This window comes from Bacteroidota bacterium (genome assembly GCA_005882315.1).
GTDB lineage: Bacteria > Bacteroidota > Bacteroidia > Chitinophagales > Chitinophagaceae > VBAR01.
This window is the reverse complement of sequence record VBAR01000001.1, coordinates 157994-173466: the sequence shown is the minus strand read 5'-3', so window position 1 is coordinate 173466 and position 15473 is coordinate 157994. Positions and strand designations below refer to the sequence as shown.

At 38.8% G+C, this 15473-nt stretch carries 12 protein-coding genes; 6 read left to right on the top strand and 6 right to left on the bottom strand.

What is annotated here, in order from left to right; all coding sequences use genetic code 11:
• The first annotated feature begins 18 nt into the window (after positions 1-18).
• Positions 19-3399: a hypothetical protein gene (locus E6H07_00720; protein ID TMI64472.1), complete on the top strand. Its 3381-nt coding sequence runs from the start codon at positions 19-21 to the stop codon at positions 3397-3399.
• Positions 3400-3618: 219 nt separating this feature from the next.
• Here the strand turns inward: E6H07_00720 and creD are convergent, their stop codons facing one another.
• The 4 genes from creD to E6H07_00700 form a co-directional block, all read right to left on the bottom strand.
• A complete protein-coding gene (gene creD, locus E6H07_00715; protein ID TMI64471.1) occupies positions 3619-5031 on the bottom strand; it encodes a cell envelope integrity protein CreD in 1413 nt (470 codons plus the stop codon).
• Positions 5032-5142: 111 nt separating this feature from the next.
• Positions 5143-5646: a hypothetical protein gene (locus tag E6H07_00710; GenBank protein TMI64470.1), complete on the bottom strand. Its 504-nt coding sequence runs from the start codon at positions 5644-5646 to the stop codon at positions 5143-5145.
• Between the two features lie 40 nt (positions 5647-5686).
• Positions 5687-5989, bottom strand: coding sequence for a transcriptional regulator (locus E6H07_00705; GenBank protein ID TMI64469.1), 303 nt, complete (start codon positions 5987-5989; stop codon positions 5687-5689).
• A gap of 8 nt (positions 5990-5997) precedes the next feature.
• Positions 5998-6642, bottom strand: a complete 645-nt coding sequence (locus E6H07_00700) for a hypothetical protein (protein TMI64468.1) — start codon at positions 6640-6642, stop codon at positions 5998-6000.
• Between the two features lie 128 nt (positions 6643-6770).
• Here E6H07_00700 and E6H07_00695 point away from each other — a divergent pair, with 128 nt between their 5' ends.
• The 5 genes from E6H07_00695 to E6H07_00675 all read left to right on the top strand — a co-directional run bounded on the left by E6H07_00695 (position 6771) and on the right by E6H07_00675 (position 13650).
• On the top strand, positions 6771-9266 hold the full coding sequence (locus tag E6H07_00695; protein TMI66427.1) for a carboxypeptidase-like regulatory domain-containing protein: 2496 nt from the start codon (positions 6771-6773) through the stop codon (positions 9264-9266).
• A 75-nt stretch (positions 9267-9341) separates the two neighbouring features.
• Complete coding sequence (glpK, locus tag E6H07_00690; GenBank protein ID TMI64467.1) at positions 9342-10838, top strand: glycerol kinase GlpK; 1497 nt, start codon at positions 9342-9344, stop codon at positions 10836-10838.
• A 9-nt stretch (positions 10839-10847) separates the two neighbouring features.
• Positions 10848-12407 (top strand): glycerol-3-phosphate dehydrogenase/oxidase, encoded by a 1560-nt coding sequence (locus E6H07_00685; protein ID TMI64466.1) that lies wholly within the window; start codon positions 10848-10850, stop codon positions 12405-12407.
• Positions 12408-12418: 11 nt separating this feature from the next.
• Positions 12419-13132, top strand: a complete 714-nt coding sequence (locus tag E6H07_00680) for an aquaporin family protein (GenBank protein ID TMI64465.1) — start codon at positions 12419-12421, stop codon at positions 13130-13132.
• Complete coding sequence (locus E6H07_00675) at positions 13129-13650, top strand: RidA family protein (GenBank protein ID TMI64464.1); 522 nt, start codon at positions 13129-13131, stop codon at positions 13648-13650. The genes E6H07_00680 and E6H07_00675 overlap by 4 nt, the downstream gene beginning before the upstream one ends.
• 2 nt (positions 13651-13652) lie before the next feature.
• Here the strand turns inward: E6H07_00675 and E6H07_00670 are convergent, their stop codons facing one another.
• Positions 13653-14291, bottom strand: coding sequence for a deoxynucleoside kinase (locus E6H07_00670; protein ID TMI64463.1), 639 nt, complete (start codon positions 14289-14291; stop codon positions 13653-13655).
• A 97-nt stretch (positions 14292-14388) separates the two neighbouring features.
• Entirely contained in the window at positions 14389-15393 is a 1005-nt protein-coding gene (gene trpS / locus E6H07_00665; protein ID TMI64462.1) for a tryptophan--tRNA ligase, read from the bottom strand.
• Positions 15394-15473 lie beyond the last annotated feature (80 nt).

Here is a 15473-nt window from a genome sequence, read left to right as displayed (position 1 = left end):
CGTATCAATAAAGACGCTATGAAGAAACTTTTTGCTCTGCTATCTGTTGGTTTTGCCATATCTGCAATACAGGTTCATGCACAGGTTAACTCAGTTGAGTTTGGAAAGAACCGTGTTCAATTCCAGAAGTTTAACTGGAAATATTATCAAACCGAAAATTTCAACGTTTATTTTAGCCAGGATGGGTTGGCGCTGGGTAAATATGTGGCACAGGTCGCTGAGCAGGAACTGCCCAGCCTGGAAGAGTATATTGAGTACGGACTGCAACGCCGTGGTAATATTGTTGTCTACAACAATTTTGATGAATACCAGCAAAGCAATATCGGTATCGGCATTGACTGGCAGACTGCCGGTGGTGTAACCAAATTGGTGAACAATAAAATGATGCTGTATTTTGACGGCAATCATGAAAATTTGAAGCTGCAGATACGCCAGGGCATTGCAAAAACCCTGGTAGATAATGTGCTTTTTGGTGATGATCTTGGTGAGTTTGCTGCCAACCAGGCACTGCTTGATCTACCCAAATGGCTTACCGACGGGTATGTTGCTTATGCTGCAGAAAACTGGAGTTCAAAACTGGATGATGAATTTCGTGCCGCCGTGCTTTCTGGTAATTATAAAAATTTTTACCAGTTTGGTTTTAAAAACCCCTTGTTGGCTGGTCATGCCTTCTGGAATTATTTTGCTTCAAAGTATGGAAAAAACAAAACAACCTATTTTTTATACCTGTCCCGGATCTATCGTAACCTGAATAATGCTTCAGTTAAGATCACAAAAAAGAAATTTAAAGTAGTGCTGGAAGAAATGATGCGGGATGAACAGGAACGATACTTTAAAGATATCCGTGGAAGAAGGAATGCACCAAAAGGTACTGTTGCTATTACCGAAGTGGTAGGACGCAAAGATTATTACCGGTTTAATGCCAACCCGGTTCCCCGCAGTTTTGCTTATGCAATGGTAGAATTTAAACAAGGCAAGTATTCAGTGATAATGGTTGAAAACTTTGTGAACCGCAAAGTGCTGCTGAAGTTTGGTGCCCGCAGCCGTGAAGAAGAAGTGAACCCTAACCTGCCCATCCTTGCATGGGATAATAAAGGAACAAGGTTGGCTTGTATTTATAATACCAATGGCAAATTGAAATTGTTTGTATGGGACAATGCCAACCGTACTAAATATATTAACGAAAGAGAGCTGACACAGTTTGACCAGGTGCAGGATATGAAGTATATGCTGGATGCTAATACGCTTATTTTAAGTGCTGTGAAAGGCGGGCAATCAGATATTTTTGTTTATCATCTTGATAAGGAACGTGTAGAGCAAATAACAAATGATGTGTATGATGACCTGGATGCTTCTTATGTTGCTTTTCCTAATAAATCAGGAATTGTTTTTGCAAGCAACCGTCCAAGTCCAAACGCTGCTTCTGCAGATGATTCATTGGCGGCAAAATACCGGTTCAATATTTTCTTAGTGGATAACTGGAATAAATCTGATATAAAACAGATATCACAGCTTACCAATATGAAATATGGTACTGCCCGTTATCCTTCCCAGTACAATACATCGCATTTTACTTTTATGAGTAATGAGAACGGTGTAAATAACCGCTATGCGGGTTTCTTTACTACCGAAAGAGCGGGACTCGATACACTGATATTTGTGGGAGATGAAATGTTGCGTAATCCACCGCAGGCCGAGTTGGACAGTGCTTTGAAAGAATGGGATAAGTCTGAGCCCGATTCCATCGGTTATGTTTCTGTAACGAATGACTCTACTTATGTGTTTCCGCTCTCCAATTACCAGAGCAGTATGCTGGAAACTCGCAGCGCTGGTGATAACAGCCATGTAAGTGAAACAGTGAAAGTGGGTGATATGAAATTACTGTACCGTTTAAGAGTAGATGAAAGTACACTACGTAAAAGAAATGTAACCGCCAAACCCACGGAATATATGAAGCGGGTATTGGAGGATGACAAGCTGAAAGAGGGTATAGAGGAAATAGAAAATCCAAAACCTACGATTGATGATAAAAAGAAAAAGGATGATTTCTTCCAGACAGAGTTTGATGAAAAAACAGATTCAACAAAAGCAGCTCAGAAAAAAGCAGATCCTGTACTGGTAGAGGCAACCACGGATGAAGAAATAAATGTGCTGAAGAATGCAAAACTGTATGAGTACCGTCCTCCGAAATATTTTACTGATTATGTAGTAGCTGGATTTAATAATACGGTGTTTACCGTTAATAAATTTCAGCCTTATGGTGGTGGCGCCGGACCGATCTATTTGTCAAACGGAAATAGTTTTAATGGGATGGTAAGAATGGGAACCAGTGATTTGTTTGAGGATTACAAATTTACAGGTGGCTTCAGGCTGGCTGGAAACCTGAGCGATAATGATATTGTATTCTCCTTTATGAACCAGCGGAAACGTTTTGACTGGGGGTTTACTTATTATCGCAGCAGCACATCAGTAGCTGTTGGTACTAATGCGGGTGTGTTTCCCGGTAAGCAGGTGCAGGTATATTACCTTGCAAATATTAAATACCCATTGGATAAAGTAAGAAGCATAAGGGCAACCGTGGGACCAAGATTTGACAGGCTATCATTGAACGCAAGGGATATCAGTACACTAGAGGCAGAGGATCTTAAAAATGTGTATGCACAAGCAAGCCTGGAATATGTATATGACGATGTGGTGAACCCTGCATTGAATATCTGGAAAGGGCTACGCTATAAAATATTTACTGACATATTTTCACAGATCAATGAAACAAGTTCAACCGAAGGCAAGTTACTTTTCAATGCCGGTTTTGATGCAAGACATTACCTGCCTATCTATCGGAATATTATCTGGGCTGTACGTGGCGCAGGCGATTTTTCATGGGGTGACCAGAAAGTAATTTATTATGTTGGAGGTATTGATAACTGGTTTAAACCAAAATTCAATAATGCAAATACACCTGACCCGGACAATAATTATACTTACCAATCACTTTCATTGAACCTGCGTGGCTTTAATCAAAACGCAGCCAATGGAAATAATGCAGTTACCATCAACAGTGAAATAAGAATTCCCGTGTTTACATCATTTTTCAATAAACCTATCAACAATGCTTTCCTGCGCAATTTCCAGATCGTTCAATTTATTGATCTGGGTACTGCCTGGAACGGTAAGTATGATAAAATAGAAAGGCCAAGTGTTATTTATGCCGATCCTGCTAATCCATTCCTGTATGTAAAAATTAAAACACCGGGGATAGGTCCTTTTGCCGGTGGTTATGGTTTTGGGGCAAGAAGTACAATCCTTGGTTATTTCTTAAGAATGGATTGTGCATGGCAAATGGATGGTTTCTTTAAAGGAAAACCAATCTGGTATTTTGGAATGGGTATAGATTTCTAATCCCGATAATTATAAAATTAGAAAGCCGTCCTCCTGCAAGTGGGACGGCTTTTGTTTTCACAAGCTCCGCCATTTTATATGGCATCACTGGCGGACAAAACCAACTGATTAGGTGCTATCTTATTCTATTATCGTAAAACAGGTTCTAATGGATGCCTTGCCTGTTTATTTTCAAAATATTTTGCCCAATATACATAGTTCATAAAATGAGTTTAAGTGTTACCATGAAATTTTTCTTGAGAAATACATGATAACTGCCAACGTAAGGAATAAACCGATGCTGCCGAATAGCAAAGCATAATCCTGCAATTGTAAAATGCTGAATACATAGGAATAAATAAGAACAAGAACTACAGACAATACAGTTGTTGGTTTGGTAGATTGTAAAATTCCTTTTACAAACCATGCAATCAACCCGATCGTGGCTACTGATGCTATCAGGTAAGCGGTATTAAAACCTGTGTATTCAGAAAATGAAAGCAGTAACGTATAAAACAATACTAAGGCTAAGCCAACAAGTCCATATTGGAAAGGATGTGCCGATTTTTTATGTACTGTTTCTATCAGGAAGAAAGCTGCGAATGTAAGCAGTATGCAGAGGATAGCATACTTAACTGTTCGAAGCGTTTTCTGATAGCCATTGACGGGGATAAATAAGTTAACTCCGAAAGTGGCATTACTTGTTGAATTTGATGCCTGATTAGTATCGCTGCCGCTTATCCTTACTGCGTCTCTGCTGAAATCATTTCGTTCAGAATAAAAAAGAACAGGTACATGCGAATCAATTTTAAAAGCATCATCGATCCATTGCTGGGGGAAGCTTCGTGTATGGGCCATGCTTTTCCAGGTAGCAGAAAATCCTGTGTCTTTTAATTCGGTTGCCTGGGGTAAAATACTTCCATTAAAACTCGGGTCTTTCCAATTTGAATTGATGTTTACAGTAGTTGATTTCCCCAACGGTGTAAAGAGCAGTTGCTCCGAGCCATTCAAATCAATATCAGCGGAAAAAGAAAGATCCTGCAAGTCATTAATGGATGCTGCATTAACCAAAGCGGAAACACCATCTTTAGCATTCACTGTATTCTGCGGAGAAAGTTCTATCAGGCTATCTTTCCATTTCAGTTTTATGGGGTCATTCAAACCTTTGATATCCGTCAGATTCAGTTTTACAAAAGCTTCATTCCAGATAAATTTATCAGCACCGACTCCAAGTTTCTCCAAAGCCAGCTTTCCAAAACTACCAGTTAATTTTGTTTTAGTATTATAGAGCATTACTTTAAAAATGCCGCGGTGTTTTTCTGTAGGGTTAATGGAAGAATTAACAGTTAATACATCGGGCAGAAAACTAGCGATATATTTTGTCGTAATGGATTTTCCTTCATTGGTGATATGGATTTCATTGTAAGGAACGCAAAGTACCGGCCCGGCAATATTCTGCGGACCTGCCCATTTGCTGCTGATCTCATTGGTTACTTCACGTTGCCGCTCTTCTCTTTCTATGATCAGGTTTTTTACATAAAGCATCGGAATCATAAATAGAATGGCCATCAGGCCTACAATACATCCTTTAATGATCCATTTACTTTTTTGCCAGACCATGCCGGCGGTAGAGGTTTCTGCTGTTGTTTCCATGGCTATACTTTTTATTATTTATAGAATTGTTTTTCGGATGTGGTGTTTTCAGTCTCAGGCTCAGAAAATATTTTGAAGAATTGCTTATACCTGATGAGCACAGTAAACCAGTTAATACGATAAGCTGTTTTCATAATCTATTTTTTTAGTTTCAGCGTTTTCGATGTGGTTTATTTTTCTGAGACAAATAGAAAGGGGAATAAGACCAACAATACCAAATGAACAATCAAGCAGCCGCCACCAGAAAGGAATATCTCGCATATAACCGGCTATAAAAGCAAAAGGAATAATAAGTACGCAGGCTATGATCCCAAATTCAATCACCCATTTATTTCTTACAGGATCTTTTAATGGACCTATAAAAAGAATTGCTAAAACAAAATGTGCAAAGGCAAGCCAATCATAACCATAAAACAAAAAAGGATAGTGTTGAGCGGTTGTATTGATCCCTTCATTCAACTTTTCCATCCAGGGTTGTATGAAATCAATGTCTTCTGTCCATTTATACAGAAAATTTATCTCTGCCTGAACTGGCATAGCTGTTAATCCGCTAATGAATAAGGCGACTATAAAGAAAATCAACCATTGTTTAATAATTCGTTTATCCCTTTCCATATAATCCACTTTGTAGTACAAAGTGAAAAGGCAAAAAAAATCATTTCACCCCTTTGATCATGCTTTCAAGTGCAGTGATATGATCTGTAAATGCTTTTTCACCTGTCTTGGTTAATGTATAAGTAGTATTCGTTTTTTTCCCCACAAACCCTTTATGTATTTTAATAAACCCGTTCTCCTCCAGGTTTACAAGATGCGTTGCCAGGTTTCCGTCCGTTACTTCCAGCATCTGTTTCAGGTCATTGAAGTTTACCTCCTCATTCATCATCAGGACACTCATCACACCGAGGCGGATGCGGCTTTCAAAAATTTTATTTAAACCTGTGATCGGATTTTTCAACATTAAATTTTTTAATTATTTCTTTCATACTTCCACCACATAATTGCGCCATAAATAATATGCAGGATACCAAAACCAATGGCCCAGAAATAAAGACCATAACCGATATAAAGCATATTGATCAATCCAAGTATTATCTGTCCATATCCTAAATATTTCACATCAGTGAATGTGTATTTGCTGGCATTTACCAAAGCCAGCCCATAAAATATTAAACAGGCAGGTGCTATAAATGCATATTCATCATATCGCAACATGCCAATAATAAACAACGCACCGGAGATCAGCGGAATCATCATATTCCATAATAGTTTCCGGCTCGTCATATTCCACAAGGGGATGTTTTGTTTTTTTGCTTTTTGCCAGGTAAAAATAAATGAGCCGATAAACGCTGCAAGGAAAGTGATAACGCCAAGTATCAGCAATTGAATTTTCAACTTACTGAATTCATCTCCTGAAAAAAAACCGGAGCTATTATAACCACCATAATAATTCTCGAGAATGCTTTTTGCCTTTAATGCACCAGCGAGGGCACAACCACCTGCGGCAATTCCACTCAAACCACTTAATGAAATAAAACGACTGCTGCGTTCCATCATTCGTTTGATGTCTTTCAGCTCCTGCAGGGGCTCTGATTGTTGGTTTGGGTCTAACATAAAAAAGTGCTTTGTAATACAAAGTAAACCTCTCTTTTGCAAACTCCCAAATGAATTTTATCAACCCGGTTACTTTAACGGCCAATTTAACATTCAGCCTTTCAGCTTTGTGGGCTAAATTTGTAACGATGCTGAAATCGTTATTTTTTTTTCTCAGTTTGTTCATTTTGAGCTTTTTCCTGTCGCCTGGTTCTGCATCAGGTCAGCAAAAAATCATATCTGGTATTTTAAAAGATAATCATAGCGAAGAACCGGTCCCTTTTTCTTCCATTCAATTTAAAAATAGTACCGTTGGCAAACTCAGTGATTCAGCAGGAAGATTCTCATTTATACTTACTCACTGGCCCTCCGATACACTGGAGATAACCAATGTTTCTTATCAGCAGGTATTATATATTATCGATAAATCGAAGGATTCTATATTTATTACAGTAATGCTTGAGCCGCGAAAGATAAATGATAATGCAACAGTAAAGATCAAGATCAACAAGGGGCTTTATTTATGGAGAAAAATAGTGGAGCATAAACCGCAGAACGATAAATTCCGCTTTGATAATTTTTCTTATGAACTTTATAATAAGCTGGAGTTGGATCTGAAAAATTTTAGTACAGCGAAGATATCTAAATTCAAACCGCTTCGGCCAGTCACCAACATTATCAACCAGAATATTGATTCCTCCGACGGGGTGAAATATCTTCCTGCTTATCTCACGGAATCAATTTCAGATTATTATTACCAGAAAAAACCATTGAGGAGAAGAGAGATAATTAAAGCCGCTAACACCAATGGTATAAAGAATGAAAGCATGCTGAAGTATTTGGGAGGCACTGATCAGAATGTAAATGTTTACAACAATTTCATTCCTGTATTTGATAAACAATTTGTAAGCCCTGCCAGTGATAATGGTGATAAGTATTATAATTACTCTGTTACAGATACACAGTATATAGGCAAGAAAGCTTATTTCCACCTTGTGTTTGCACCTAAAAGAAAAGGGGAGAATACATTTGATGGTGATTGCTGGGTACAGGCGGCAACATTTGGTATTCAGAAAATGAATCTTCGTCTTGAGAAGGATGCTAATGTAAATTTCCTTGAACGCCTTAGCATGATACAGGAGTATCAGTTATTAAATGATACTACCTGGTTTTTATTGAAAGATAAATTTGTTGCTGATGTTTCCCCGATTGGTGATGAGAGATTGGGATTTATTGGCAGAAAGACAACTACCTACCAGGATATTGTAGTGAATAATAGTTCAGTCATAAAGGAATTAGATAAGAACACTATCCAGGAAGAGATCATTACACTCCCCGGTGCTGCAGAAAAATCAAAAGAATTTTGGGATACGGCAAGACATGAAGAGCTTACCGAGAATGAGAAAGGTATCATTCACATGATTGATACACTGACTAATTCCCCCCATTTTCAAAAATTCACAAAAACACTTGCTTTTATTGGTACCGGTTATTTCAACGTAGGTAATTATCAGTTGGGTCCCTGGTATTATTGGGTTTCATCTAATGGTTGGGAAGGTTTCCGGCTTCGATTCGATTTAGCTACAAACCGCCACTTTGATAAAAAAATATGGCTACATGGTTATCTTGCCTATGGATTTGGAGATAAGGCATTCAAAGGAAAAGCAGAAGCGTTTTACCTGCCAAAAAAAAATCCAAGAACATTTCTCTATGGTTCATACACCGATGACCTTGATTTTGGACAGACCTATTATGGTGAAATAACAAGTGATAATATTTTTTCTCTGGCTATTCACAAACCTGGTATTCCAAGAAAATTTATACGCATCAATGAGAAAAGGTTTGAATTTTATCATCAGCGGAAAAATGGTCTTTCGGGCTTCTTTATTTTTTCTCATAAAATTTTTTATCCATTGATGGGTCTTCCGGGAAAAGAACAGTATGTCACACCAACAGATCCTGACCCATTGCGGACATTCGAAGCAACTTTTCGCCTGCGCTTTGCTTACCTCGAAAAATATTTGGAAAATACTTTTTTTCGCACAAGCCTTGGCAGCCCTTATCCGGTAGCAGAATTATATTTTACCCGAGGTATACAGGGTATTTTTAAAAGCGGTTATAGTTATTCTAAAGTTTTTGCGAATGTTTCGGACAATTTTAAAATATCACCATTCGGCACCATTAGTTATTTTGTCTTTGCAGGAAAAACATTCGGCACCCTGCCTTATGTTCTTCTGGACATTGCACCGGGAAATGATTTGTATTATTACAACAAATACGCCTTTAGTATGATGAACAGATGGGAATTCCTGCATGATCGTTATGCAGGATTAACTTTTGAACATAATTTCGGAAGCGGCATATTTAAATGGTTTGGGCCAACACGTAAAATGAAATTGCGTCAGTTCTGGACGGTAAAACTTTTAAATGCAGATCTTTCTGATGAGAATACTGCTCTCAACTTCAAAGCAGGGCATAATTTTCAAACTCTTGATGGAAAAACTTATATGGAGTTTGGAACAGGGATAGATAATATTCTCCGCGTACTGCGTATTGATTTTATCTGGAGGTTATTGCCAACACCTTTACCACCACAACGGATCAGGAGATTTGGCGTGTATGGAAGTGTTAGAATTGGGTTTTGATCTACTCCTTCTTCTTTTAATGAATCATAGTGGAATTGATTTTTTATCCTAACTTCCTTTCACTAAAGCATATTTATGTCTGATAAATTTATACTGGCATTAGACCAGGGTACTACCAGCAGCCGAAGCATTGTATTTGATAAGCAGGGGAATATTATAAGTGTAGCACAGAAAGAGTTTAAGCAAATATTCCCTCAACCCGGTTGGGTGGAGCATGATGCTGAGGAGATCTGGGGTACACAATTTGGCACAGTGGCTGAAGCAGTGGCGAAAGCGGGTATTACAATGAAGCAGGTAGCAGGTATTGGTATTACTAACCAACGTGAAACAACCGTGGTATGGGAACGCAGTACCGGTAAGCCAATTTATAATGCAATTGTATGGCAGGATAGACGGACTGCGGCTTTTTGTGATGAATTAAAAGATGCAGGTCATGCAAAATCGATACAAGAAAAAACAGGATTAGTGATCGATGCTTATTTTTCTGCAACTAAATTAAAATGGATCTTAGATAATGTGAACGGCGCAAGAGAAAAAGCAGATAAAGGTGAATTGGCATTTGGTACAATAGATAGTTGGTTGGTTTGGAAGTTAACTGTTGGCAATGTTCATGTCACTGATGTTTCAAACGCATCACGTACGATGTTGCTGAATATTCATACTTGCCAATGGGATGAGGAGTTACTAAAACTATTCAATATCCCAAAATCAGTTTTGCCTGAAGTAAAACCATCCAGTAAGATTTATGGAACTACAGGTAACATTGTTCCTGAAATAAAAATACCTATTGCAGGTATTGCCGGGGATCAGCAAGCAGCATTGTTCGGGCAAATGTGCACAAAACCGGGTATGGTGAAGAATACATATGGTACAGGTTGCTTTATGCTGATGAATACAGGCACAAAAGCAATTACATCAAAAAATAATCTGCTTACAACTATTGCATGGCAGATCGAAGGCAAAACAGAATATGCGCTGGAAGGAAGTGTATTTATAGCCGGCGCTGTAGTTCAGTGGCTGCGTGATGGGTTAAAAATTATCGGCAACTCATCAGAAGTTGAGCCATTAGCAGCAACCGTAAAAAATTCAGAAGGAGTTTATATCGTTCCTGCATTCGCCGGATTGGGTGCGCCGCACTGGAACCAGCATGCAAGAGGAAGTATTTTTGGCTTGACAAGAGGAAGCACTAATGCACATATTGCAAGAGCTGCACTGGACAGTATTGCATACCAGGTTTATGATGTACTAAAAGCCATGGAAGCAGATGCAGGAATAAGTATTGCAGAACTAAGAGTAGATGGCGGAGCTACAGTAAATAATAACCTGATGCAGTTTCAAAGTGATATACTCAATACAAAAGTGATTCGTCCGAAAGTAACAGAAACAACGGCACTCGGCGCTGCCTATTTAGCCGGGCTCGCTGTTGGCTACTGGAAAAACGTAGAAGAGATACAAAAGCAATGGCAGGTAGATAAAACATTTTCATCAGGCATGAATGACAAAGGAAGAAACGATTTAGTGAATGGATGGCAACGAGCAGTGACGGCAGCAATTGCATGGGCGGATGAGTAATAATTCTGTATGAAAAGACAAGAACAATTAGAAAAGCTTAGTTCGATAAAGGAATTTGATATTTGCATCATTGGTGGTGGCGCTACGGGTTTAGGTATTGCTGTAGATGCAGCATCAAGAGGGTGTAAAACTATTTTACTGGAGAAATATGACTTTGCAAAAGGAACGTCATCAAGAAGTACAAAGCTGGTGCATGGCGGTGTACGTTATTTACAACAAGGAAATATCAAACTGGTGATGGAAGCCTTGAAGGAAAGGGGCTTGCTTAAAAAGAATGCGCCCCATCTCGTAAAAAATCAATCCTTCGTTATTCCTAATTATAAATGGTGGGAAAATCCTTTTTATGGAATTGGATTAAAGGTTTATGATTGGATGGCGGGTAGTTTAGGTTTAGGGCCATCAGAATTTTTAAGCAAAGAAGAAACATTAAAACTAGCTCCTAATCTTGATGAAGAAGGATTACGGGGCGGCGTATTGTATCATGACGGGCAGTTTGATGACGCAAGATTGGCGATCCATTTAGCAATGACCGCAGCCGATCATGGAGCTGTTGTTTTAAATTATATAAGTGTTGAAGAATTAATGAAAGCAAATAACATCATTTGTGGAGTAAAAGCAAAAGATGAGCTTGATGGAAAAGAGTACGAGATCAGATCAAAGGTTGTCATCAATGCAACAGGAATTTTTTCTGATAGTATTGCACGAATGGATAATACAGAAGCAGAACCAATGATCTCTCACAGCCAGGGCATTCATTTAGTTTTTGATAAAGAGTTTTTACCAAGCGATACAGCGATCATGATCCCGAGAACAGATGATGGCCGTGTATTATTTGCTGTGCCCTGGCATAATAAAGTAATTGTGGGTACAACCGATACACCTGTTCCGGGAGCATCTATAGAACCGATAGCTTTGAAAAGTGAAATTGAATTTGTAATGCAGCATATTGCCCGTTATCTGAGGAAAGATCCTTTGCTATCGGATGTACGCAGCGTATTTGCCGGATTAAGACCCTTGGTAAAAAGTAATAGCAAAATAACAGCAGCTATTTCCCGTGACCATCATATCTCTGTTTCTGATTCTGAATTAATAAGTATTACCGGGGGTAAATGGACAACCTATCGAAAGATGGCAGAAGATGTAATGGAGATCGCTATAAACAAAGCTGGTTTATATGATAAGGAATGTGGGACAAGAGATTTGCATATACATGGATATAAAGAAAATAATGATTATAATGCTGCATTGTATTATTATGGCAGTGATGCGGAAGGAGTTGAATCGCTGGTAAAAAATAATTCAGTACTCGGAGAGTTGATTCATCCGTCACTGCCTTATATAAAAGCAGAAATTGTATGGGCTGTGCAAAATGAATTGTGCATGACGGTAGAAGATGCGTTGGTAAGAAGAACAAGAGCATTGTTACTGGATGCAAAAGCCGCTATTGAGTCAGCGCCTTTGGTTGCTGGTATGATGGCAAAAGAAATGGGTAAAGATGATACGTGGATAAAAAAGGAGATCGATAATTTTAATTTAACAGCAAAGAACTATCTTCCTATTATTAACTAAAACGATTGCTTATGTCTTCATTTATTCCTGAATTTGTCGGCACCGCTATTCTTATAATCCTCGGCGCTGGCGTAATAGCCAATGTGGTATTAAATAAAACCAAAGGAAATAATAGCGGATGGATAGTAATAACATTTGGCTGGGCTATGGCTGTGTACATGGGTGCATCGGCTTCTCTTGCTTTAGGCGGAAGCGGTCATCTGAATCCGGCCGTTACAATTGCGATGGCTACAATGACAGATTTTGATAACAGCAAAGTGCTTCCATTTATTGCCGGCCAGTTTGCAGGTGCCATTGTCGGGTCGATCATTGTATGGATCGCATATAAACAACATTTTGATGAAACGGCAGATGCCAGCACACAGCTTGCTGTTTTTTCAACTGCACCAGCTATCCGAAATACAGGATGGAACCTTATGACTGAAATAATTGGAACATTTGTCCTCGTATTAGGGGGATCATTACTTTCAAAACCCGCAAGCAATACCGGATCGTTGGGTGCTTTGCCTGTCGGGTTATTAATATTAGCAATTGGTTTATCGCTTGGAGGACCGACTGGTTATGCTATTAACCCGGCAAGAGATCTGGGTCCACGTATTGCACATTTTATTTTGCCTATTAAAAATAAAAGAGATAGTGATTGGAGTTATAGCTGGATTCCGGTTGTAGGACCAATTATCGGAGCATTGATTGCTGCATATGTGTTTAAAAACTTTTTATCATGAAAAAGATCTTATTCATTTTATTTTCTATTTGCATTTTAAATATTCAATCTATGTCACAGGATGCAGAAGCAAAACTGAAAGAAAAAGGAATTGTATTAACAACTCCAGGAAAGCCCGTAGCCAATTATGTGAATGCAGTTCGTGTAGGTAATCTCTTATTTCTTGCAGGCAAAGGCCCTACAAAAACAGATGGAAGCAATATTACTGGCAAAGTCGGTAAAGACTTGACTATTGAACAAGGTTATGAGGCAGCAAAACTTGCTGCTATTAATCATCTTGCTGTTTTAAAAGCCGAGCTGGGAGATCTGAATAAAGTAAAACGTATTGTAAAAGTGTTGGGTATGGTTAACTGTACTGAAGATTTCAAAGACCAACCAAAAGTAATTAATGGCTATAGTGACCTGATGGTTGAGATTTTTGGTGATAAAGGAAAACATGCACGGTCGGCCGTAGGCATGGGATCACTGCCGATGAATATTGCTGTAGAGGTTGAAGTAATTGTAGAAATAGAAGATTAAAATCAGAATAAGCCATACAACTGCCCATCTATCTTGCGAATGATATCGCCAAAGTCTTCATCTTTTTCAGCGAACTTGTTTTTGTCAACATCAATTACAAGCAGCGGGCCTTCTTTGTAGTCGCCGATCCACCGGTTGTAGTATTCGTTCAGCTTTTTTAGGTAATCGAGGCGAATATTCTCTTCATACTCCCGGCCTCTTTTTTGAATTTGTCCTACCAGTGTCGGCACGGAGGCATTCAAATAGATCAGTAAGTCAGGAGGGTTAACTAATGTCTTAAGTGTTTGAAAGAATTTATAGTAATTATCAAAATCTCTTTTGCTCATCAATCCCATTTCATGAAGATTGGGTGCAAATATGTGTGCATCCTCATAGATTGTTCTGTCCTGGATAACAGTTTCAGTTCCTTTTAATATTTCAACCAGCTGCTGTAAGCGACTATTCAAAAAATAGATCTGCAGGTTAAAACTCCAGCGGGGCATGTCCTCGTAAAAATCATTGAGGTAGGGATTATGGTCCACATCTTCAAAGTTGGGTATCCATTTATAATGCTTGCTCAGCATTTCCGTTAATGTGGTTTTACCGGCACCAATATTTCCGGCAATCGCTATATGCTTTGGTTTTAATTTTACTTTCGCCATACCATAAAAAAATTCCAATGAACAAAATATAAACTTCTAGAGGACTGAGTTCAAAGTAAGCCCTTTTTCGGAATTTGAGATTTGAAATTCTGGTTTTTTAAAAATAATTCAACCCGATTGCCTGGCGTACCGCTTCCATTGTAGCCTTCGCACTTTTACGAGCTTTTTCAGCTCCTTTCTCCATTACTTCCTTCAGATATTTTTCATCACCCATTATGCTGTTTACTTTTTCGCGGATTGGGGAAATGAACTTCGCCATGTCTTCACCCAATTTATCTTTTAATACACCGTATTTAATGGTACAATTATTATAGTCATCCTCGAATTGCTTAACTGTATCAGGGGAGCTGACCAGTTTTAGCAATAAAAAAATATTTTCAACTTCGGGGGATTTTGCTGAATTCATTTCTTTTGGCCCGCTATCCATTTTTGCTTTCTTGATCTTTGTCCGGATTGTTGTATCATCATCCGCCAGGTAAATAGTCGCATTCTGGTTTTCGCTTTTACTCATCTTACCTGTACCATCAAGACTTGGTACTTTTATCAGTTCACCGCCATAGTTAAATGCAAACGGCTCCGGGAAAACTTCACCATAACGATGATTGAAGCGGTTCACAAAATTGCGGGCCATTTCAAGATGTTGCTCTTGATCTTTACCAACTGGCACCAGCGATGCACGGTGAAGTATGATATCAGCGGCCTGTAAAACAGGGTAGGTGAGCAGGCCGGCATTGATATTATCCGGTTGTTGTCTTGCTTTGTCTTTAAAAGTAGTAGTCTTTTCCAATTCACCTTTATAGGCCATCATATTCAGATAGAGATATAGCTCAGCTGTTTCATAAATATGGCTCTGGCAATAAAGAGTTGCTTTATCAGGATCGAGTCCGCAGGCAATATTCTCTGCCAGTACGCGGTGAACATTCTCCTTGAGTTCTTTTGTATCCGGATGGGTCGTGAGGGAATGCAGGTCAGCTACCATAAAATAGCATTCAAATTCATCCTGCATCCGTACAAAATTTTTTATAGCCCCGAAATAATTTCCAAGGTGTAAAAAGCCCGTCGACCGGATGCCACTCATTACGATTTGTTTCTTCTTTTCCATTTGCGGCGGCGAAGATAGGGATTAGTTCAGAGTTGGTAGTTCGGAGTCATGAGTTAGTAGACGGGATTCCGAACTCACCG

Coding starts and splice junctions, on each gene's coding strand:
- glpK (TMI64467.1), top strand. CDS start 9,342: ATGTCTGATAAATTTATACTGGCATTAGACCAGGGTACTACCAGCAGC.
- E6H07_00705 (TMI64469.1), bottom strand. CDS start 5,989: ATGTTGAAAAATCCGATCACAGGTTTAAATAAAATTTTTGAAAGCCGC.
- E6H07_00685 (TMI64466.1), top strand. CDS start 10,848: ATGAAAAGACAAGAACAATTAGAAAAGCTTAGTTCGATAAAGGAATTT.
- E6H07_00680 (TMI64465.1), top strand. CDS start 12,419: ATGTCTTCATTTATTCCTGAATTTGTCGGCACCGCTATTCTTATAATC.
- creD (TMI64471.1), bottom strand. CDS start 5,031: ATGGAAACAACAGCAGAAACCTCTACCGCCGGCATGGTCTGGCAAAAA.
- trpS (TMI64462.1), bottom strand. CDS start 15,393: ATGGAAAAGAAGAAACAAATCGTAATGAGTGGCATCCGGTCGACGGGC.
- E6H07_00710 (TMI64470.1), bottom strand. CDS start 5,646: ATGGAAAGGGATAAACGAATTATTAAACAATGGTTGATTTTCTTTATA.
- E6H07_00675 (TMI64464.1), top strand. CDS start 13,129: ATGAAAAAGATCTTATTCATTTTATTTTCTATTTGCATTTTAAATATT.
- E6H07_00670 (TMI64463.1), bottom strand. CDS start 14,291: ATGGCGAAAGTAAAATTAAAACCAAAGCATATAGCGATTGCCGGAAAT.
- E6H07_00700 (TMI64468.1), bottom strand. CDS start 6,642: ATGTTAGACCCAAACCAACAATCAGAGCCCCTGCAGGAGCTGAAAGAC.
- E6H07_00720 (TMI64472.1), top strand. CDS start 19: ATGAAGAAACTTTTTGCTCTGCTATCTGTTGGTTTTGCCATATCTGCA.
- E6H07_00695 (TMI66427.1), top strand. CDS start 6,771: ATGCTGAAATCGTTATTTTTTTTTCTCAGTTTGTTCATTTTGAGCTTT.